At 71.2% G+C, this 19,796-nt stretch carries 18 protein-coding genes and 1 tRNA gene; 8 read left to right on the plus strand and 11 right to left on the minus strand.

The window, feature by feature from the left end:
• Nucleotides 1–156: 156 nt before the first annotated feature.
• The gene (locus NP777_RS12650) at nt 157–1,293 is read right to left on the minus strand and encodes an ABC transporter ATP-binding protein (protein ID WP_256650436.1); all 1,137 of its coding nucleotides are present in this window, start codon (nt 1,291–1,293) and stop codon (nt 157–159) included.
• A 176-nt stretch (nt 1,294–1,469) separates the two neighbouring features.
• Between NP777_RS12650 and NP777_RS12655 the strand changes: the two genes are divergently transcribed.
• The 4 genes from NP777_RS12655 to NP777_RS12670 all read left to right on the plus strand — a co-directional run bounded on the left by NP777_RS12655 (nt 1,470) and on the right by NP777_RS12670 (nt 4,505).
• Nucleotides 1,470–1,542 (plus strand) — tRNA-Thr (locus NP777_RS12655).
• A 238-nt stretch (nt 1,543–1,780) separates the two neighbouring features.
• The gene (locus tag NP777_RS12660; RefSeq protein WP_069870670.1) at nt 1,781–2,038 is read left to right on the plus strand and encodes a LysR family transcriptional regulator; all 258 of its coding nucleotides are present in this window, start codon (nt 1,781–1,783) and stop codon (nt 2,036–2,038) included.
• 737 nt (nt 2,039–2,775) lie between these two features.
• Complete coding sequence (locus NP777_RS12665) at nt 2,776–3,564, plus strand: helix-turn-helix transcriptional regulator (protein ID WP_256650233.1); 789 nt, start codon at nt 2,776–2,778, stop codon at nt 3,562–3,564.
• A 23-nt stretch (nt 3,565–3,587) separates the two neighbouring features.
• On the plus strand, nt 3,588–4,505 hold the full coding sequence (locus tag NP777_RS12670; RefSeq protein WP_256650234.1) for a LuxR family transcriptional regulator: 918 nt from the start codon (nt 3,588–3,590) through the stop codon (nt 4,503–4,505).
• 312 nt (nt 4,506–4,817) lie between these two features.
• On the opposite strand, the gene NP777_RS12675 is transcribed toward NP777_RS12670, so the two are convergent.
• From NP777_RS12675 to NP777_RS12695, 5 genes are all read right to left on the minus strand, one after another.
• Nucleotides 4,818–5,315 (minus strand): hypothetical protein, encoded by a 498-nt coding sequence (locus NP777_RS12675; RefSeq protein ID WP_256650235.1) that lies wholly within the window; start codon nt 5,313–5,315, stop codon nt 4,818–4,820.
• A gap of 73 nt (nt 5,316–5,388) precedes the next feature.
• A complete protein-coding gene (locus tag NP777_RS12680; RefSeq protein ID WP_256650236.1) occupies nt 5,389–6,027 on the minus strand; it encodes an MBL fold metallo-hydrolase in 639 nt (212 codons plus the stop codon).
• Nucleotides 6,027–7,112, minus strand: a complete 1,086-nt coding sequence (locus tag NP777_RS12685) for an S-(hydroxymethyl)mycothiol dehydrogenase (RefSeq protein ID WP_256650237.1) — start codon at nt 7,110–7,112, stop codon at nt 6,027–6,029. Before NP777_RS12685 ends, NP777_RS12680 begins: the two co-directional genes overlap by 1 nt.
• A 131-nt stretch (nt 7,113–7,243) precedes the next feature.
• Entirely contained in the window at nt 7,244–8,863 is a 1,620-nt protein-coding gene (locus NP777_RS12690) for a M4 family metallopeptidase (protein ID WP_256650238.1), read from the minus strand.
• 547 nt (nt 8,864–9,410) lie between these two features.
• Nucleotides 9,411–10,421 (minus strand): NAD(P)-dependent alcohol dehydrogenase, encoded by a 1,011-nt coding sequence (locus NP777_RS12695; protein WP_256650239.1) that lies wholly within the window; start codon nt 10,419–10,421, stop codon nt 9,411–9,413.
• Nucleotides 10,422–10,521: 100 nt separating this feature from the next.
• Here NP777_RS12695 and NP777_RS12700 point away from each other — a divergent pair, with 100 nt between their 5' ends.
• Complete coding sequence (locus NP777_RS12700; protein WP_256650240.1) at nt 10,522–11,103, plus strand: TetR family transcriptional regulator; 582 nt, start codon at nt 10,522–10,524, stop codon at nt 11,101–11,103.
• An 87-nt stretch (nt 11,104–11,190) separates the two neighbouring features.
• On the opposite strand, the gene NP777_RS12705 is transcribed toward NP777_RS12700, so the two are convergent.
• A complete protein-coding gene (locus NP777_RS12705) occupies nt 11,191–11,766 on the minus strand; it encodes a TerD family protein (protein WP_037956321.1) in 576 nt (191 codons plus the stop codon).
• Between the two features lie 174 nt (nt 11,767–11,940).
• Here NP777_RS12705 and arfB point away from each other — a divergent pair, with 174 nt between their 5' ends.
• A complete protein-coding gene (gene arfB, locus NP777_RS12710) occupies nt 11,941–12,378 on the plus strand; it encodes an alternative ribosome rescue aminoacyl-tRNA hydrolase ArfB (protein WP_391858490.1) in 438 nt (145 codons plus the stop codon).
• Nucleotides 12,379–12,504: 126 nt separating this feature from the next.
• Here arfB and NP777_RS12715 read toward each other — a convergent pair whose 3' ends face one another.
• A complete protein-coding gene (locus NP777_RS12715) occupies nt 12,505–13,005 on the minus strand; it encodes a flavin reductase family protein (RefSeq protein ID WP_308405106.1) in 501 nt (166 codons plus the stop codon).
• 405 nt (nt 13,006–13,410) lie between these two features.
• Here NP777_RS12715 and cdgB point away from each other — a divergent pair, with 405 nt between their 5' ends.
• Together cdgB and NP777_RS12725 are read left to right on the plus strand one after the other, a co-directional pair.
• Nucleotides 13,411–15,102: a diguanylate cyclase CdgB gene (cdgB, locus tag NP777_RS12720; RefSeq protein WP_256650243.1), complete on the plus strand. Its 1,692-nt coding sequence runs from the start codon at nt 13,411–13,413 to the stop codon at nt 15,100–15,102.
• A 186-nt stretch (nt 15,103–15,288) separates the two neighbouring features.
• Complete coding sequence (locus tag NP777_RS12725) at nt 15,289–16,281, plus strand: carbohydrate-binding protein (RefSeq protein WP_256650244.1); 993 nt, start codon at nt 15,289–15,291, stop codon at nt 16,279–16,281.
• Nucleotides 16,282–16,327: 46 nt separating this feature from the next.
• Here the strand turns inward: NP777_RS12725 and NP777_RS12730 are convergent, their stop codons facing one another.
• The 3 genes from NP777_RS12730 to NP777_RS12740 all read right to left on the minus strand — a co-directional run bounded on the left by NP777_RS12730 (nt 16,328) and on the right by NP777_RS12740 (nt 19,721).
• The gene (locus NP777_RS12730) at nt 16,328–17,290 is read right to left on the minus strand and encodes a 1-phosphofructokinase family hexose kinase (protein WP_256650245.1); all 963 of its coding nucleotides are present in this window, start codon (nt 17,288–17,290) and stop codon (nt 16,328–16,330) included.
• Nucleotides 17,291–17,529: 239 nt separating this feature from the next.
• Complete coding sequence (gene nagA, locus NP777_RS12735) at nt 17,530–18,789, minus strand: N-acetylglucosamine-6-phosphate deacetylase (protein ID WP_256650246.1); 1,260 nt, start codon at nt 18,787–18,789, stop codon at nt 17,530–17,532.
• Nucleotides 18,789–19,721 (minus strand): ROK family protein, encoded by a 933-nt coding sequence (locus NP777_RS12740; RefSeq protein WP_256650247.1) that lies wholly within the window; start codon nt 19,719–19,721, stop codon nt 18,789–18,791. The genes nagA and NP777_RS12740 overlap by 1 nt, the downstream gene beginning before the upstream one ends.
• Nucleotides 19,722–19,796 lie beyond the last annotated feature (75 nt).

Raw genomic sequence — 19,796 nt, forward strand, 5'->3', positions numbered from 1 at the left:
TTTATCGACAACGCAACACCGCGACGCGTTCCATGCCCACCCAACGCGACGGCACAACGTCACGACGCGTTCCATGCCCACCCAACGCGACGGCGCCGCCCGTCCGCGGGGAGCGGACGAGCGGCGCCGTCGGGACGAACTGACGGGCCGGTGGCCTCAGTCGCTGAGCCGCTCCCCGGACGAGGTCGAGAAGACGTGCGTCTCACCCGGCCGCGGCACGACGTGCAACTGGGCGCCCTTCTCCGGCACCTGGCGGCTGTCGACCCGGATCACCAGGTCCTTGCTCTCGCCGCCGACGTCGGCCGAACCGAAGATGTAGCCGTCCGCGCCCGTCTCCTCGACGACGTTGACGGTGATCGCGAGACCGGCCGGGGCGTCGTCGGCCGCCTTGGACAGCGTCTTCGCCGCCCCGCCGTTCGCCTCCACCACTTCGAAGTGCTCGGGCCGGACACCCACGGTGACCGTGCGGTCGCCCTTGTCGGACGCGGCGCTCAGCGCCTCACGCGAGACCGGGACGACGCTGTTGCCGAACTTCACACCGCCGTCGGTGATGGGCACCTCGACCAGGTTCATCGCGGGCGAGCCGATGAAGCCCGCGACGAAGAGGTTGGCGGGGCGGTCGTACATGTTGCGCGGCGAGTCGACCTGCTGCAGCAGCCCGTCCTTGAGCACCGCGACCCGGTCGCCCATGGTCATGGCCTCGACCTGGTCGTGGGTGACGTACACCGTCGTGATGCCGAGACGCCGCTGGAGGCTGGCGATCTGGGTACGCGTCTGCACACGCAGCTTGGCGTCCAGGTTGGACAGCGGCTCGTCCATGAGGAACACCTGCGGCTCCCGGACGATCGCCCGGCCCATCGCGACACGCTGCCGCTGACCACCGGAGAGCGCCTTCGGCTTGCGCTCCAGGTACTCGGTGAGGTCCAGGATCTTCGCCGCGTCCTCGACCTTCTGCCGGATCTCGGTCTTGTTGACGCCCGCGATCTTGAGCGCGAAGCCCATGTTCTGGGCGACGGACATGTGCGGGTAGAGCGCGTAGTTCTGGAACACCATGGCGATGTCCCGGTCCTTCGGCGGCAGATGGGTGACGTCCCGGTCCCCGATCCGGATGGCACCGCCGTTGACGTCCTCCAGCCCCGCGAGCATCCGCAGGGAGGTCGACTTCCCGCAGCCGGAGGGGCCGACGAGAACGAGGAACTCGCCGTCCTCGATGGCGATGTCGAGCTGGTCGACAGCGGGCTTCTCGGTGCCCGGGTACACCCGGGTTGCCTTGTCGTACGTGACCGTGGCCATGGTGATCTGTCCCTTCACCGGCAGGAACGTGCCGGACGATCCGAGTAAAGGAGGGGTCTAGTCCACCGGAGGTGGATTGGCGTGACGCTATACCGGCGAGGGCGGCCATGTCTCTAGCCAGGACCCGAGAATTTTCGAACGGATCATCCGCCGGGGCCGGGTACACTGCAGGGGACGCCGACTTAGCTCAGCTGGTAGAGCACCGCTCTTGTAAAGCGAAGGTCGTCGGTTCGAACCCGACAGTCGGCTCTCGAAACCGCAGATCACCCATGTGACTCTGCGGTTTTTCATTGCCGCGAAGCCCTCCGGGGCCGCCCCGGGGCCGTGGGGCGGTGGCCGGTGTGCCGGTCGGGCGGCGAGGGCGGGGCTCGGGGCCGGCTGAGCGCATGGGCTGGTCATGTTGCCCCTTGCAGCTTCCTGCATCCGCTGTTGCCGATCGGGATTCGATCCGTTGATATGGCCTGCACGCGGATATCAGGGGGAAGAAATGCATGAGCGTGAGTTCCGTGCCTTCGTATCCATCGCCGAGATCGGCCGCATGGATGAGGCGGCGAAGGCACTCGACTATTCACAGCCGGCCATCAGCTACCAGATCAAGTGTCTTGAACAAGCCTTGGGCGTGCGGCTTTTCACGCGGGACTCCACCGGTACTCAGCTGACCAAGGCGGGACGTGCGATTCTGCCGTCCGCGCGGGCCGTGCTGGCGCTCATTGATGACATGAAGGACGCGTGTGCGGCGGCCTGAGACGGCTTGTCACCGGAAGCACCGCGGCGTACCCGGTGGGCCGGTCTCGGCCGATACGGGGTGGATCACACCCTTGCGCCGCGTCCGCGACCGTGCATGGACAGCGCTGTCATCGGTGTAAAGCGCGTCACAATCAGGGTGGGGCGATCCGGTGCGGGGTGTGCCGTCGGATGCGATGAAACCCCAAGTGACCTGCCATTTCTTGGCGTTGGATGGTGGTGGGCGAGATTAGCGGACCGTGTCGGGGCGGCGTGAGCATATAGCTGACAGCAAGCGGTCACCGTGCGCCGTCGTGGTTGCGCACCGTGCTCCCGCCGATGCGCTGCGCGCCCGGAGCGCGATCGTCCGAGCTGTGTTTCCGGACGGATCTGCAACTTGATGTCAATCCCGCGACCCGGATGCGGAGCGGGGTCGGTTTCGGCCCCTGACGTGGCCGATTTATCCGAACGTTATCAACTATGATGCGTTGACTGAGGCGCGGTCGGCGAACTAATCTCGCCGCCGCACGGCCTGGGGGGCGGCCTTGCGGAGATAATGCACGCTGGTTAACGCGCACTTGAACGTACGTGAATGTACGGCGATGCAGGGGGGAGCGGGCAGTTCCGATGCCCGTGTCATTCGTGGATTAAAACGCTGGGGAAATCGTCGGGTGTCTCGCGGTCGCGGCTCGGCCGTGCGGCCGCTCGGCGTTCATCGACGGGTGCGCGGCAGGTCTGTCGCGTACCAATGGGGGAGTCATGTCAGAACTGTCGAATTCGAGTGGAAGATCCGACGGCGTAGAAGAGACGCTCAAGCAGGTATGTGAACTCATCGAATCGGCGGTGACCCTGCACCGCAGTATTCCGCCGCAGCCCTCGCCCATGGTGCTCGTCACCGATGGCGTGGCGGTCGCGCAGGCCGTCGGGCCGCTGCTGGCCGGTGCCAAGTACAGCGTCAGCGTGATCGTGCCGGGTGCCCTGGAGCGGGCCAAGCCGATGCTCGCGATGATGGGGCGGTTCGCCGCGGTGGCCAAGTCCGGCGTCACCGTCCGGCTGCTGTGCACTCCGCAGGTGCTCGCGGTCCCGCATGGCATCCTCGCCGCGGTGCGCGCCGGGCAGCTGGGCTTCGACGTCCGGGTCACCGACGCCGAACTGCACGGCACCGTCATCGTCGACGGCAAGGCGGCGTTCGGGCGGTCCGGGCCCGAGCGCGACGGCCGTTACGCGACCGTCAACACCGACCTCGCCTCCGTACGCGCGCTGTATCTGATGTTCGCCGGGGCCTGGGGCAGCGCGATGCCGGTGCGAGAACATCTGCGGCTGGCCGAGCGGCTCCGCTCGGACTCCATGCGAGTGATCCTCGAGCGGCTCAGCGAGGGGCACACCGACGACGTCGCGGCCAAGAAGATCCAGATCTCGCTGCGCACCTACCGCCGCCATGTGGCGACGATCATGCGGGACGTGGGCGCGAGCTCCCGCTTCCAGGCGGGTGTGCGCGCGGTCGAGCTCGGGCTGCTCTCCGCGGCGGACCGCGAGCTGGTGGATTGACCGAATTCACGGGGGTGAGGGCAATGAGGGTTCCCACGTCGGCGGGGGCGGGGGTCCAGCGACAGCACGATGAAGACGACGGGGACGACGGGCCCCGGCACCCGGGGGCCGACGGGGACTCCGGGACCGACAGGGGCTCCGGGGACGACGGGGACTCCGGGGACGACGGGCACCTCGCGGACGACATCACCGAGGAACTCCTCGCGGTTCGCGCGCTCATCGAGTCCACGGTGGTCAAACACCGCGACCGGCAGCTGCGGAACTCATGGGTCGCGGCCGTCGAGGCGGACGACAAGGAAGTGCACGCCGCCGCGCGGGACCTGCTGCGCACGGCCACGGAACGGGTGGACGTGGTGCTGGCGGCGGAGGCCGCGCATGTGCATGTGCTGCACGGTGCGCTCGACGGCTGGCTGCGGTCGGGCGGCGACACCGTGCGCACCCGGATGCTGTGCGCCCAGAACACCGTGGACCGGGGCTTCGTACAGCGCCATGTGGGGGACGAGAACGCCCTGGAGGTCCGGGTGGCGCGCATACCGCTGCTCGCCGCCCTTATCGTGGACGGCCGGGCCGCGCTGGTGTGCGCGGACTCGGCCGCGGGCCGGCGCGCCTCCACCCTCCGGGACTCGGGCGTCATCGAGACCCTCCAGACGCTGTTCGACGGCATCTGGCGGACCGCGCTGTCGGTCAGCGAGCGCATCGAGCTGGGCGAGCGGTCGCGCGGCGAACTGGTGCGGCCGATCCTGGAACGGCTGCGGCTGGGGGCCACCGACGAGGTCGCGGCTCGAGAGTTGGCGGTCTCCGTTCGCACATACCGCCGCTATGTGGCCGAAATCATGGCGTTGCTGGGGGCCAACTCACGGTTTCAGGCGGGGGTACGGGCGGCCGAATTGGGACTGCTGCCCATGACGCCGTCCCAGGACCCGCCGAAGCCATGGCGATGATGGCCGGAAACGGCGAGCGGAGTGGGGCCTCCGGTGGCCGGAAACGCCGGTGATCGGAGAGGTCCCGCTCGGGTCTGGCAGCTTCCTGTAGCGCCCTTTGCGGAGGGTTCTCGGCGGTCGATACATATGGCGACGAGGGAATTCAGCCCCCGTGCCGCGGCGCGGGGGAGTTTCCCCGCCGGCGGCATTCAACCCCCGAGAACGCTGCCGGGGCGGAGGTTCGGCGACGGTTTCCAGCCGCACCGGACCTCCGCGAAGCCTCGCCGGACCCTCCGCGAAGCCTCGTGGGATACCGCGGGACCTCGCCGGTCCTCAGACGCGCGGAAAGCGAAACTGCAAATCCCACACCACGGGGTTGTCACCGAGCCCCTCGTGCAGATCCGTGAGATCGGCGATCAGATCGTGCAGGAAGTCGCGGGCCTCGCGGCGCAGCGCCGCGTGGTTGAAGGTCAGCGGCGCTTCCTCGGCCGGCACCCAGTCGGCGGTGATGTCCACCCAGCCGAAGCGGCGCTCGAAGAGCAGCCGGTCCGTCGATTCGGTGAAATCCAGCTCGGCGTGGACCGGGGTGGCCGAGCGGCTGCCGCGCGGATCCCGGTCGAGCCGTTCCACGATGTCGCACAGCGCCCAGGCGAAGTCGAGCACCGGCACCCATCCCCAGGCTGTGGACAGCTCACGGTCCGTCTCCGTATCGGCGAGGTAGACGTCGCCGCAGAACAGGTCGTGCCGCAGGGTGTGCGGGTCCGCGCGCCGGTAGTCGGTCTGCGGCGGGTCGGGGAAGCGGCGGGAGAGGGAGTAGCCCAGGTCGATCACGCGGTCGATGGTGTCATGGGGTGTGGGGCCGCCCGCCCGGCGGGCGGCCCCACACTCGCCGTTCGAGCGCGGCTCAGTGCCCGCGCGCGATCCACTCCTCCAGGTGCGGGGCCTCGTCCCCGACGGTCGTGGAGTCGCCGTGGCCGGTACGGACCACCGTCTCCGGGGGCAGCGTCAGCAGCCGCTCCCGGATCGACTCGATGATCGTCGGGAAGGACGAGTACGAGCGCCCGGTGGCGCCCGGACCGCCCTGGAACAGGGTGTCCCCGGAGAAGACCGTGGTCAGCGCCGGTGCGTACAGGCAGACGGCGCCGGGGGAGTGGCCGGGGGTGTGCAGCACCCGCAGCCGCGTCCCGGCCACGGTAAGGACGTCACCGTCGGCCAGCGGCTTGTCCGGGGCGCGGTCCGGGTGGCGCATCCGCCACAGCACCTCGTCCTCCGGGTGCAGCAGGATCGGCGCGCCGGTGCGCTCGGCGAGCGCCGGGGCCGCGTCGATGTGGTCGTCGTGGCCGTGGGTGGAGATGATGCCGAGCAGCCGGCGGTCGCCGACGGCGTTCGCGATGGCGTCGGCGTCATGCGCGGCGTCGATCACGTACACCTCGTGGTCGTCGCCGATCAGCCACACGTTGTTGTCCACCTCCCAGGTGCCGCCGTCCAGCGAGAAGGTGCCGGAGGTGACGAGGTGGTCGACGCGTACGGGCGGAGGGGTCATCAGAACATCACCACCGAGCGGAGCACCTCACCGCGGTGCATCTTGGCGAACGCCTCCTCGATGTCCTCGAGCCCGATCGTCTCGCTGACGAACGCGTCCAGGTCGAGGCGGCCCTGCTGGTAGAGGTCGATCAGCATCGGGAAGTCGCGGTCCGGCAGACAGTCCCCGTACCAGGAGGACTTGAGCGCCCCGCCGCGCCCGAAGACGTCCAGGAGCGGCAGCTCCAGCTTCATCTCGGGGGTGGGGACGCCGACCAGGACGACGGTGCCGGCCAGGTCGCGGGCGTAGAACGCCTGCCGGTAGGTCTCGGGGCGGCCCACGGCCTCGATGACGACGTCGGCGCCGTTCCCGTCGGTCAGCTCGCGGACGGCCTCGACGACGTCGGAGCCCTTGGCGTTGAGGGTGTGGGTGGCGCCCAGCGAGCGGGCCCACTCCAGCTTCCGCTCGTCCAGGTCCACCGCGATGATCTTCGCGGCCCCGGCCAGCCGCGCCCCGGCGACCGAGGCGGCGCCGACCCCGCCGCAGCCGATCACGGCGACGGAGTCACCGCGCTGGACGTTGCCGGTGTTGAGCGCGGCGCCGATGCCGGCCATCACCCCACAGCCGAGCAGCCCGGCCGCGGCGGGTGAGGCCGAGGGGTCGACCTTGGTGCACTGCCCGGCGGCCACCAGCGTCTTCTCGGCGAACGCGCCGATGCCGAGCGCCGGGGTCAGCTCGGTGCCGTCGGTCAGGGTCATGGGCTGCTTCGCGTTGTGGGTGTTGAAGCAGTACCAGGGGCGGCCGCGGCGGCAGGCCCGGCACTCATGGCAGACCGCGCGCCAGTTGAGGATCACGAAGTCGCCGGGGGCCACCTCCGTGACGCCTTCGCCGACGGACTCCACGGTGCCCGCCGCCTCATGGCCGAGCAGGAAGGGGAACTCATCGTTGATCCCGCCCTCCCGATAGTGCAGATCGGTGTGGCAGACGCCGCACGCCTGGATGCGCACCACCGCCTCGCCGGGGCCTGCGTCCGGCACCACGATCGTCTCGATCCTGACCTTCTCGCCCTTGCCGGGGGCTACCACGCCGCGTACCTGTTGAGTCATGACAGCAGCGTAAGCGCCGACCAGCGGCTACGACAGGGATGACGAGGCCCGTCCGGAACACGCCGCACCGGTCGGTCGGAACGGGCCGCACCGGTCCCCCGGTGCGGCCCGTCATCGCTGCGGCGGACCGCTTACTTCACGTTGATCGCGGTCCAGGCGGCGGCGACCGCCTTGTACTCGGTGGAGTTGGCCCCGTAGAGGTCGGAGGCGGCGCTGAGGGTGCCGGTGCGGGCGCCCGCGTACTTGGTCGTCGAGGTCCAGTACGTGGTCAGGGCCCGGTACCAGATCTTGATGGCCTTGTCCCGGCCGATCCCGGTGACGGTCGAGCCGTCGTAGGTCGGGCTGTTGTAGCTCACGCCGTTGATCACCTTCGCGCCGCTGCCCTCGGACAGCAGGTAGAAGAAGTGGTTGGCGGGGCCGGAGGAGTAGTGGACGTCGATGTTGCCGAGCGTCGAGGACCAGTAGTCCTTGGACGCCCCGTCCTTGCTCGGCTTGTCCTGGTAGCGCAGCGGGGTGCCGTCGCCATTGATGTTGATCTTCTCGCCGATGAGGTAGTCACCGACGTCCGCGGAGTTGCCCGAGTAGAACTCCACCGCGGTGGCCATGATGTCGGAGGTGGCCTCGTTGAGACCGCCGGACTCACCGCTGTAGTTGAGGTTCGCGGTGGCCGCGGTCACACCGTGGCTCATCTCGTGGCCGGCCACGTCCATCGCGGTCAGCGCGTTGGCGTTGCCCGAGCCGTCGCCGTACGTCATGCAGAAGCAGGAGTCCTGCCAGAAGGCGTTGACGTAGTTGTTGCCGTAGTGGACGCGGGAGTACGAGCCCACGCCGTTGTTCTTGATGCCGTTGCGGCCCAGGAACTCCTTGTAGAAGTCCCAGGTCTCGGCCGCGCCGTAGTGCGCGTCGACGCCGGCGGTCTGGCGCCCGCCGCCCCATACGTCGTCCGCGTCGGTGAACAGGGTGCCGGTTCCCGAGCTGCCCTGGTTCAGGTCGTACGTCTTGTGGTTGCCCCGGGTGGAGTCGGTGAGGCTGTAGGTGGAGCCGCTCTTGGTGGTGCCCAGGGGCACCGTGCCGCTGTACTTGCTGGTGCCGGTGCCGGTCTCGACGCCCTCCCACTGGGACAGCTTCTTGCCCGTGGTGGCGTCGGTGACGACGTGCAGCTCGCTCGGGGTGCCGTCGGCCTGCGTGCCGGTGACGACGGTCTCCCAGGCCAGGACGGGCTTGCCGGTGGCCGCCCAGACCACCTTCCGCGGCGACTTGGCCTTCTCGCCGGTGGTCGCCTTCGGCGCGGCCTTCAGCGCGGTGCCGGAGGCGGCCGAGGAGGCCACGGCGGCGTCGGTGCTCTTGACCGCTATCCGCGCGTCGGTGGCCTTGTTGACGGAGTGCGCACCGCTGGTCTTCTCGTGGACGACCAGGTCGCCGCCGAGGACCGGCAGCCCCGCGTAGGTGCGCTCGTAGCGGGTGTGAACGGTTCCGTCCGCGTCCTTGATGACGTCGCGGACGAGGAGCTTCTCCTTGGCCCCGAGCCCGAGGGACTCGGCCTGCGCGGAGGCGTCGGCCTGGGCCGCCTTGATCGCGGTGGCGCGCTCGCCCACGGTCAGCGGAAGCGCCGTGGCGCCCGCCTCGCGGGAGTGCTCCGGCTGGGCGCTGGCCTGGCCGGTCTGCACGCCGATGACGACCATGGCGGCGGAGGCGACGAGCGCCGCCACGCGGACGGTCTTCTTACGGGGGGAGGAAGCGATGGGTCTCACTCGGTCTCCTTGCCTTGGGGCCGCCGGGTCGCGGCCCTGCGTAGGGGGTACGGCCGGCCATGGGTGGGCCGTCCGGTCGAGCAGGAGTGGTGCGAGCGGTGCGCAGAGAGGTGCATGAGAGCCTTACCGCGGAGTCAGAAGACGCGCGGGCGGGCCGACCAGAGATTGTCATTGAACGATCGATTGGGATAGGCGCGTAACAAGAATTTGACTCGACGTTGTTCAAGTGGGGGCGAATTCGGTCAGCGAGGCATGAGGCAACAACGGCCGGTTGATGCCGACTTATGCCGCTACGTCATGCCCCTGCCGCATCGGTGCCTCCGGCCGGGGGCGGGGTCGGGCCCCGGCCGACCGCCCAGGTGACGAGCGCGGCGGGGCGATCGGCAGGCGCGGCGGGCGGAGTTGCCGTGCGTTGCTGGGTACGCGACGAGAAGGCGATCTGTGCGCGGGGCGCGGGCGCGATCCGGCTTCCCGGGGGCGTGACCCGGCTTCCCGCGGGCGCGACCCGGCTCCCCGGAGGCGCAACCCGGCTCCCCCGGGGGCGCGGTCAGAACTCCAGCACGGCCCGGTAACGCGCGCGTCCGTGGCGGACGTGGTCGAGCGCCTCGCCGATGCGCTCGACCGGGAACGTCTCGACGGCCGGGCGGATGCCGTGCCGCGTCGCGAAGTCCAGCATCCGCCGGTTCTCCTCCGCCGATCCCACGACGCCGCCGACCAGCCGCTTCTCGCCCGGCAGCAGGCTCAACGGGTGGACGCTGAACGGCTCATGGGGAACGCCGACCACGGACAGCGTCCCCTGCGGGCGCAGCGCCGCCAGGTACGCGTCCCACGGCAGATCGGCCGAGACGGTCGAGAGGATGAAGTCGAACGAGCCCGTGGCCCGCTGGAGTCCCTCCTCCGCGACGATGAACTCATGGGCGCCGAACCACCGGGCGTCGTCCGCCTTCGCCGCCGTCGAGGAGATGGCGGTCACATGGCAGCCCCACTTGGCGAGGAACTGGAGCGCGAGGTGGCCCAGGCCGCCCACGCCCACCACGGCGACCCGGTCCGTGGGCCGCACCCCGTTCCGGCTGATCGCCGAGAAGACCGTGATCCCGGCGCACAGGAGCGGCGCCGCGTGCTCGGGGGCGAGGGCGTCGGGCAGGGGCTGGACATACCGCCAGTCGCTCGCCCGTACCCGGGTGGCGAACGCGCCGCGGTCGCCGCGCAGCGCCGTGTCGTCCTTGTGCGGGCACAGATACTGCCGACCGGTGAGGCACCACTCGCAGGTGAAGCACGCCCCGGCCATCGCGCCGACGCCCACCCGCCGGCCGACGGCCAGCCGCGTGCCGTCGACGGCGCTGCCCACGGCCTCGACCACGCCGACCGCCTCATGCCCCGCGACCAGCGGGAACCGGGAGAGGCCGTATACGTCGTCCACCAGGCCGACGTCGGTCTGGCAGACGCCGCAGTGCGTCACGGCGACATCGACCTCCAGGGGACCCAGGGGCTCCGGCTCGTAGTCGAGCGGCCGTACCGGGCCGCCGGCCCGCTCCACCGCGTACGCGCGCACGGTCATGCGTCCCACCTCATTTTCTAACTAACTAGTTGGTTGGATTTTTGGCACGCTACGCGCCCATGGCCGCGCTGGCAACTAACCAGTTGGTAACCTGACCCCCGTGTCTCCCCGGAAAAGCGATGCCACCCGCCGCCGTCTGCTCGACGCGGCCACCGCCGACTTCGCCGCCCATGGCATCGCGGGCGCCCGGGTCGACCGCATCGCGGCCGACGCGGGCGTCAACAAGGCGCAGCTGTACGCCTACTTCGGGGACAAGCTCGGCCTCTTCGGCGCCGTCTTCCGCCTGCACGCCGACGCCGTCGTCAACGCCGTGCCGTTCACGGCGGACGACCTCCCCCGGTACGCCGTGCGGCTCTACGACGCCGCCTTGGAACGCCCGGAGCTGGTCCGCCTGGCCGCCTGGGCGAGGCTCGAAGGGGTGGTCACCGACAACCAGGTGACCGAGTCACCGGCGGTCACCGTCAAACTCCAGGCGATCGCCCAGGCCCAGCGCGACGGCCGTGTCACCGCCTCGATCGAACCCCAGGACGTCCTCGCGCTGGTGCTGGCCATGGCCCTGACCTGGTCCGCCGTCGGCCTGTCCGCCACCGCCGCGCCCGGCGACCCGTCCGCGGCCCACGACCGCCGTAAGCGGGCCCTGGCCCAGGCGATCTCGGGCGCGTTCGGCGCCGGACGGGGCTGACCGGACCGGGTGTGTTTTTCGCCGTGGACACGGCAAGGGCCGCCCCGGGTGCGGGGCGGCCCTTGGTGGTGGTGCGCTGGTGGAACCTCAGACGTTGACGCCGAAGTCCTTGGCGATGCCCACCAGGCCGGAGGCGTAGCCCTGGCCCACGGCGCGGAACTTCCACTCCGCGCCGTTGCGGTACAGCTCACCGAAGACCATGGCGGTCTCGGTGGCGGCGTCCTCGCTCAGGTCGTAGCGGGCGATCTCGGTGCCGCCGGCCTGGTTGACGATGCGGATGAAGGCGTTCCGCACCTGGCCGAAGTTCTGGCTGCGGGACTCGGCTTCGTAGATCGAGACCGGGAAGACGATCTTCTCCACGTCGGCCGGCAGACCGGCCAGGTTGACGTTGATCTGCTCGTCGTCGCCCTCGCCCTGGCCGGTGACGTTGTCACCGGTGTGGACGATGGTCTGGTCCGGCGTGGACTTGTTGTTGAAGAACACGAAGTGCTGGTCGGAGTAGACCTTGCCCTGCGTGTTGACTGCGATGGCGCTCGCGTCGAGGTCGAAGTCGGTGCCCGTGGTGGTGCGGACGTCCCAGCCGAGGCCGACCGTGACGGCGGTCAGGCCCGGTGCCTCCTTGGTGAGCGAGACGTTGCCGCCCTTGGACAGGCTTACAGCCATGGGGAGTCCCTTTCGTGGTCTCGATGGTCCGAGGCGACGGGCGAAGCCGTCGTCACCCTCCACAACGCCATGAATGGCCCGACAGGTTCCAGCTCTCTTTACTTTCTTTGCCAAACCCTGATGTCCGGGTGCGACGAGATAACAAGATGACGCCGCCGGGGTCGTCAGGCGACCATGGGGGACATGCCCGCGCCCTATGTCATCCGAGGTTCGGTCTTCTTGCCGGAGGCCGAGTTGATGTGGCGTTTCTCGCGGTCCTCCGGGCCCGGCGGACAGCACGTCAACACCAGTGACAGCCAGGTCGAACTGCGCTTCGACCTCGCCCGCACCGAAGCGCTGCCGTCCGTATGGAAGGAGCGCGCCCTGGAGCGGCTGGCGGGCCGGATGGTGGACGGGGTGGTGACCGTACGGGCCTCCGAGCACCGTTCGCAGTGGCGGAACCGCGAGACGGCCGCCGTAAGGCTCGCGTCACTCCTCGCGGAGGCGACCGCGCCGCCGCCCAAGCCGCGCCGCCCCACCCGGATCCCCCGGGGCATCAACGAGCGGCGGCTGCGCGAGAAGAAGCAGCGGAGCGAGGTCAAGCGGGGGCGTACGGGGCGGGGCTGGACGTAGCCCCGGGCCGTACGTCAGCCCCGGCCGACCGGCCACCGTTCCCCGGGCCGACCGTCAGGCCCGGCCGACTGTCAGACCCGGCCGCCTCGCCGCCGTTCCCCGGCCCCCATGTGTCTCCGGCGCCCCTCACCCCAGCGTCCGGTAGCGCCCCCTGAAGTACGTCAGTGGCCCGCCCTCCGCGGCCGGTGCCGCCGCGGCGAGTACCCGGGCCACCACCAGGGTGTGGTCCCCGGCCGTCACCCGCTGCTCGGTGCGGCACTCCAGCGTCGCCAGCGCGCCCACCGCGAGCGGCGCGTCCGTATGCTCGCCCCGCACCACGGACATGTCCTGGAACAGCAACTTGTCGCTGATGCGCCCCTTCATGGCGAATCGTCCCGCGAGGTGCCGCTGACCTTCCGACAGGACCGATACCGCCCAGTGGGGCTGTCGCTCCAGAAGCTCGTCCATCCGGGACCCGTTGCGAACGCTCACCATCACCAGTGGCGGGTCAAGTGACACTGACATGAACGCGGTAGCCGTCATGCCGACGTCCTCGCCGCGCGGCCCCTCCTCCGGGTCGTGCGCGGTCACCAGCACCACGCCCGCGGTGAACCGCGACAGCGCGGTGCGGAACTCGTCCTCGCTCACCCCACCAGCATGGGGGACGGCGGGCTCGGCTGGGCTGGAAGGAGTCGTCGTGAACACCCTTCGACGCTAACCGCCCCCGGCCGGTCCCCGCATCGGGCCCGGGGACCACTCCGGGCGTAGGTCGCGGGCCGTAAGCCGGGCGCCGGAACAAGGGGTGTCGGGGCTCCCCGGGAGGCCGCCTTGCAAGGCCAGGCGGCCTCGTTCCGGGATTTGCGATCACAAAATTTTGGAGCGCTCCCATCCGCTCTGTTGAAGAAGTGAACACGGTCTGTGACATGAGTCACAGCAGGCAGTAATTGTTGACCCTGTGTACCGAGTGGGCAGCTCGCTGTGATTCAGTGGCCGTGGCAATCGGACGACAAGACGCCAGGAGTTTGCTGTCGAGGTCTCGGGGGAGTGCGATCGATGGAGACCGAGTCGGAGCCGTATATCCGCCTTTCGACCCTGCGCCGGCTGCACCAGGTGGTCGCCGATCTGAACACCGCCCGCAGCCTCGCGGACACGCTTCAGGCCGTCGCCGACGGTGTCATCTCCGGGCTCGGCTTCGAGCTGTCGGCCGTCAACCTCGTCCGCCCCGACGGGGACCTCGTCGTCGCCGCCGTCGGCGGCAGCGCCGGGGCAGAGGCGCTGATGGCCGGGCGGGTCGGATCGCGCTGCTCCTGGGAACGCCGGCTGTCCATGGGCGAGCGCTGGGGCGATCTGCGCTTCATTCCGTACAGCGAGGGCTGGGTTCTCGACGACGACGACGTCCCGCAGTGGCACACCACGGGACCCGCGCCCCGCTTTCCCGACGAATGGCATCCGATGGACCGCCTGTTCGCCCCGCTCCACGCGGCGGGCGCCTCCGGCGGCGAACTCATCGGCGTCCTGTCCGTCGACAAACCGCGCAACGGCCGCCACCCCGGCGCCTGGGGCCGCGAGGCCCTCCAGATGTACGCCTTCCACGCCGCCGTCGCGATCGGCAACGCCCGGCTGCGCGGCAATATGCAGCGCGCCCTGCTGCGCCTGGAGCGCGAGCAGCAGGCGCTGCGCGCCAGCGAGGAGTCCTTCCGGCAGGCGTTCGAGTACGCGCCCAGCGGCATGGCCATCGCCGAGATGGGCGGCGATCAGCACGGCCGGCTGCTGCGCACCAACGACGCCCTGTGCCGGCTGCTGGGCCGCCCGGCCTCCGCGATGCGCCGCTTCTCCTTCTCCGACCTGGTCCACCCCGAGGACATCGGCACCCTGCTGCGCACCTCCGCCGAGGGCGGCCGCGCCGAGCTGCGGCTGGCCCGCCGCGACGGTTCGTACGTCTGGGTCTCGCTGCGCAACTCGGTGGTGGCCGACGCCGCCGACGGCCCGCGCTTCCTGCTCACCCATGTCGAGGACATCGAGGAGCGCAAGCGCCATGAGCTGCAGCTCGCCCACCGCGCCAGCCATGACTCCCTGACCGGCCTGCCCAACAGCGCCGAGCTGCGCGCCCGGCTCGCCGCCCGGCTGTGCGCCACCCCGCCCCGGCCGGGCGGGGGGTACGAGGGCGGGGGCGCCCCGGACGGCGGTGTCGCGGGCGCCGGCGGGGTCTATGTGGACGCGGCGGGGCATCTGCACGGCTTCGACGAGTTCGAGTTCTTCGGCACCCCGCCCCCGGTCGAGACCGCCCCGTTCGACGGCCATGTGCACACCGTCCCGCCCAACGAGGACTCCGACGTCGACGACGGCCACAAGGGGCTCGCGGTGCTCTTCTGCGACCTCGACGGCTTCAAGTCCATCAACGACCGGTTCGGGCACCACGCGGGCGACGCCGTGCTCATCGAGGTCGCCCGCCGGCTGACCAACGGGGTACGGGAAGGGGACACGGTCGCCCGCCTCGGCGGTGACGAGTTCGTCGTCCTCGCCGACGGCCTCGGCCGGGCCGACGCGGCCGACCTGGCGGTGCGGTTGCGGAACGCGATCATTCCGCCCATCCGGGTGGACGGCCGGGCCGTCCGGGTCGGCGCCAGCTTCGGCATCGGCTGGGCGGGCTGCGGAATGTCGGCCGAAGAGGTGCTGCACTCCGCTGACCAGCGGATGTACATCGAGAAGCGGTCCCGCTCCAAGGAGCGCCGCCGGGCCGGATGAGGTAGGGGGGCGGTCGGTCGCGGTAGGCTGCGCCGATGCGGCCCTGCCGCCCACAGTGAACCGATCGTGAATATTGGCCATCCGGACAGCACACGCCCTGTTGAGGCCCTCTCGACCCTGATATGAGCTGTCGTGGCGCGTTCTGATCCTGCGCCGATGGCCATATGCATAGGGGAGTGACGAGGGATGACGGCCGGCAACAACGGCTCGGGCACACCGGAGAACGACGACCCGTTCGCCTACCTGTATCGCTCGGAGGGCGATCAAGGGAACGAGGGCGGTCAGTCGGGCCAGCCGGGTGCCGCCCCCCGCACCGGCGGCTATGGCTACCCCGGCCCGGCCCAGCCGGGGGTCCCCCGCACCTCGTACAACCAGGTCCGCGCGGTGGGTGAGCGCACCTACGGCCAGCAGATCCCGAACCAGCAGCCGCAGGGGTACGGCCAGCAGGGCGGCTACGGCCGGCAGAACGCGCACTACGCCGCGCCCGAGACCCTGCCCGGCGGCGCGCCCCGCCAGCCCGGTGCGGCCGCCCCGCGCGGCGGCCATGGCGGAGGCGGCCGGGGCCCCAACAACAAGGGGCTGCTCATCGGCGCGATCGCCGTGGTCGCGGTGGTCCTCGTGGGCATCGGCGTCGCCATGATCACCAACGGTGACGACAACAAGGACGACCAGGCCGACCCGACCGGCCAGCCCACGGCGGGCTCCAGCGTCCGGCCCAGCGAGCCCTCCGGGCCCTCCAAGGGTCCGGGCGACGACAAGCTGCCCACCGAGGACGCCGCGAAGATGAAGCTGACCGGGGGCGCGACCGCCGCGAGCGACATCAAGGGCGCCAAGGCCGCGGGCGGCACCTATGTGGGCGGGCTCAACACCCCGGGCTCGTCCGCGACCTGGAGCGTGGACGTGGCCAAGGCGAAGTCCTACCGGCTGTACGTCACCTACGGTGTGCCCGGTGAGGACCAGAGCATGTCGCTGACGATCAACGGCAAGAAGGAGACGCGGCCGCTCAACATGAAGAACTTCTCGGGCGCGTCGAAGGGCGACTACGAGAAGGGCTGGACCGAGACCTGGTCGATCGTCCAGCTCACCGAGGGCACCAACACGATCAGCGTGTCGTGTGACCCCGGTGACAAGTGCGACGCCAACATCGATCAGATGTGGCTCCAGAAGGACAAGGGCTAGGAGCTGTCCGGCGGGTCGTGACGCCTGTGGCGGGCTCGCGGTGGACTCAGGCCGCCGCCGGGTGCTCCGTCACCTCGACCCGCGCCAGCGCCTCGTCGTAGACCGCGCGGTCGAACTCGCCCGCCACCGGAGCCCTTACGGCCGCCGCCGACAGGGCGACCGCGCGGGCCAGCCGGTCCGGCCACGGCGCCTCCTCGACCAGCCCGGACAGCAGGCCCGCGACCGCCGCGTCCCCGGCGCCCGTCGGATTGCCCGTCAGCCGGCGCGGCGGGGTGGCGCGCCAGGCGCCGTGGGCGGTGACCATGAGCATGCCGTCGGGGCCCAGTGAGGCGGCCACCGCACGCGCCCCGCGCCGCCGGGCGTCGCGTGCGGCGCGCAGCGGGTCGGTGGAACCGGTGAGCCCGGCGAGCTCGTCGGCGTTGGGCTTGACGAGATGGGGGCGGGCGGCGATGCCCCGGCGCAGCGGTTCGCCGCTGGTGTCCAGCAGGGTGGGCACGCCCGCCGCGTGTGCCTCCCGGATGAGCTGGGCGTACGTCCCGACGGGAACCCCGGGCGGCAGGCTGCCGCACAGCGCGACCGCCGACGCCTGGCGCAGCAGCCGGCCGTAACCGTCCATGAAGGCGGACCACTCGGGGGTGGTGACGATCGGGCCCGGCTCGTTGAGCTGAGTGGTGTCGCCCGTGGCGGCGTCCACGACGCCGATGGTGCGGCGGGTGGTGCCGGCGATCGGGACCAGCGCGTCGGTGATCGTGCCGCGAGATGCCCCGGGGCCGCCGCCGGGCGTGGCGATGCCGGCGAGCAGCCGCCGCAGCACCTCGCCGGTGACCCCGCCGACGAAGCCGGTGACGACGGCGTCATGGCCCAGCGCGGCCAGCACCCGGGCCACGTTGAGGCCCTTGCCGCCGGGCCGTTCGGTGACCTCGGTGACGCGGTGGGTGGTGTGCGGGCGCAGTTCCGGCACCCGGTAGGTGACGTCGAGGGCGGTGTTGAGCGTGACCGTGAGGATCACCCTGGCATCCCCTCTCCCGTCCCCCCGCCGGACGGAGACTCCTGTGCTGAATGCGACTGTGTGCCGAGCCGTACCCGTGCCGGGCGTACTCGAGTCGTGCGTACCCGAGCCGTCCGTGCCCGTTCCCGTGCCCGAGCGATCATGCCAAAACGAGTGGCTTCGGCACAGACCTCCGCGTCGTTCCGGACAGCGTCGGACCCTGGCGACACTGCGTCACTCCGGCCTGAAATCAGGGCACTTCAGCCCAGTTCGGGAGGGACCACCCAAGTGCCCCGGCGCATCACGCCCCGCAGCCGGAAGTCGTCGTCGAGCACGACGAGATCGGCGTCCTTGCCGGGTTCGAGCGAACCCACCCGGTCGGCGATGCCCAGCACCCGGGCGGGGGTCGCGGACAGCGCCCTTACGGTCGCCTCGACGCCGAGTCCGTCGATCGTGACGGCCCGCCGGAAGGCCCGGTCCAGGGTGAGGGTGGAGCCCGCGATGGAACCGGCCGTCGGCCCGTCGCTGATCCGCGCGACACCGTCCTTGACCTCGACCTCCATGGGGCCGAGTGGATAGCGGCCGTCGTTCATGCCCGCCGCGCCCATCGCGTCGGTGATGAAGGCGACCCGGTCCGCGCCCGCCCGGTGGAACGCCAGCCCCAGGACGGCGGGGTGCAGATGGGTGCCGTCGTTGATCAGCTCGACGGTGATCCGCTCGTCCTCCAGCAGCGCGGCCACCGGGCCGGGGGCGCGGTGCAGCAGCGACGGCATGGCGTTGAACAGGTGGGTCGCCACGGTCGCGCCCGCCTCGACGGCCTCCAGCGTCGCCTCGTACGTCGAGTCGGTGTGGCCGACGGCCGCGAGGACCCCGCTGTCGGCCAGCAGCCGTACGGACTCCAGCCCGCCCGGCAGCTCGGGGGCGAGGGTCATCATCCGCGCGGTGCCGCGCGCCGCGTCCACCAGCTTGCGCACATCCGCCGGGTCGGGTGCGCGCAGCAGCGAGGGCTGGTGGGCGCCGCAGCGGTGGGGGGAGATGAACGGCCCCTCGAAGTGGATGCCCGCCAACTCGCCCTGCTCCACCAGCTCCGAGAGGGCGGCGGCCTGCCGCGCGAGGTCGTCCAGATCGCCGGTGACGGTGGAGGCGAGCATCGTGGTGGTGCCGTGCCGCCGGTGCGTACCGATGGCGGTCAGGGCCTCCTCGGGGGTGCCCGCCGAGAACGAGGCACCGCCGCCGCCGTGCACATGGAGATCCACGAAGCCGGGGACGATCCAGCCGCCCGCCAGGTCGAGCGCCCGCTCGGCGCCGGAATCCGCGAGGCCGGACGCGGAATCCGCCGCGGGGCCGGCCGCCGGCCCGGCCGCCGGTCCCCCCGCCGGTCCCCCCGCGGGTCCGGCCGCGGGTCCGCCCGCCGGTCCCGCCGCCGTGATGCGCGTGCCCTCGACCGTCACCCGTCCGTCGTCGACCACGCCGTCCGGCAGGACCACCCGGGCGCCGGTGAGATGCGTTCGCTGGACCATCAGGCGGTTACCTCCGTGGAGAGTCGGTCCCAGGCGAGCAGACCCGCGCCCAGGCAGCCGGCGGTGTCCCCGAGGGCCGCCGGGACGATACGGGGGAGCTGCTGGAAGGTGAGCCGCTCCTCGACCGCGGTGCGCAGCGGCGCGAACAGCGTCTCCCCCGCCTCGGCCAGCCCACCGCCGACGATCAGCACACCGGGGTCCAGCAGGGTGAGGGCGGTGACCAGGCCGTCGGCGAGCGCGTCCACCATCTCCCCCCACACGGCCACGGCCCTGGGATCGCCGGACCGGACGGCCTTGGCGCAGTCGGCGGCGTCCGCCGCCGGATCCCCGCAGGCGTCGGCCCAGGCACGACCCACCGCGGCCGCCGAGGCGAGCGTCTCCAGGCAGCCGGACTGACCGCAGCCGCAGGCGGCGCCGCCCGGCCGGACGACGATATGGCCGATCTCGCCGGAGGAGCCGTGGGCGCCGGGGTCGATGCGCCCGTCGACGCCGATGGCGCCCGCGATGCCGGTGCCGACGGAGACGAACAGGAAGCGCCGTGCGCCCTCGCCCGCTCCTATGCGCCCCTCGGCCAGTCCGCCCATCCGGACGTCATGGCCGAGCGCGACCGGGATCCCGCCCAGCCGCTCGGTGAGCAGCGCCCGCAGCGGGACGTCGCTCCAGCCGAGGTTGGCGGCGAAGACGGCCACCCCGCGGTCCTCGTCCAGGACCCCGGGCACGCCGACCCCCGCGGCCAGCGGGGGCGCGCCGAACCGCCGCTCGCCGATCTCGCGCAGCTCGGCGGCGAAGTCGAGGATCGCGGCCACGACCGCCTCGGGTCCGCGCTCCCGCCCGGTGGGCCTCCTGGCCTCGTGGAGGAGTGTGGTGTCCGCCCCGACCAGGGCGGCTTTCATACCGGTGCCGCCCACATCCAGGGCGATGACGTGTCTCACATGGACCAGTCTCGCGCGATCCACCATGAGAGGTCTAGTCCACTCGCCGCTTCTCGTTGGGAGATCACGCCGTTG

The organism is Streptomyces rugosispiralis (assembly GCF_024505145.1).
Lineage (GTDB): Bacteria > Actinomycetota > Actinomycetes > Streptomycetales > Streptomycetaceae > Streptomyces > Streptomyces rugosispiralis.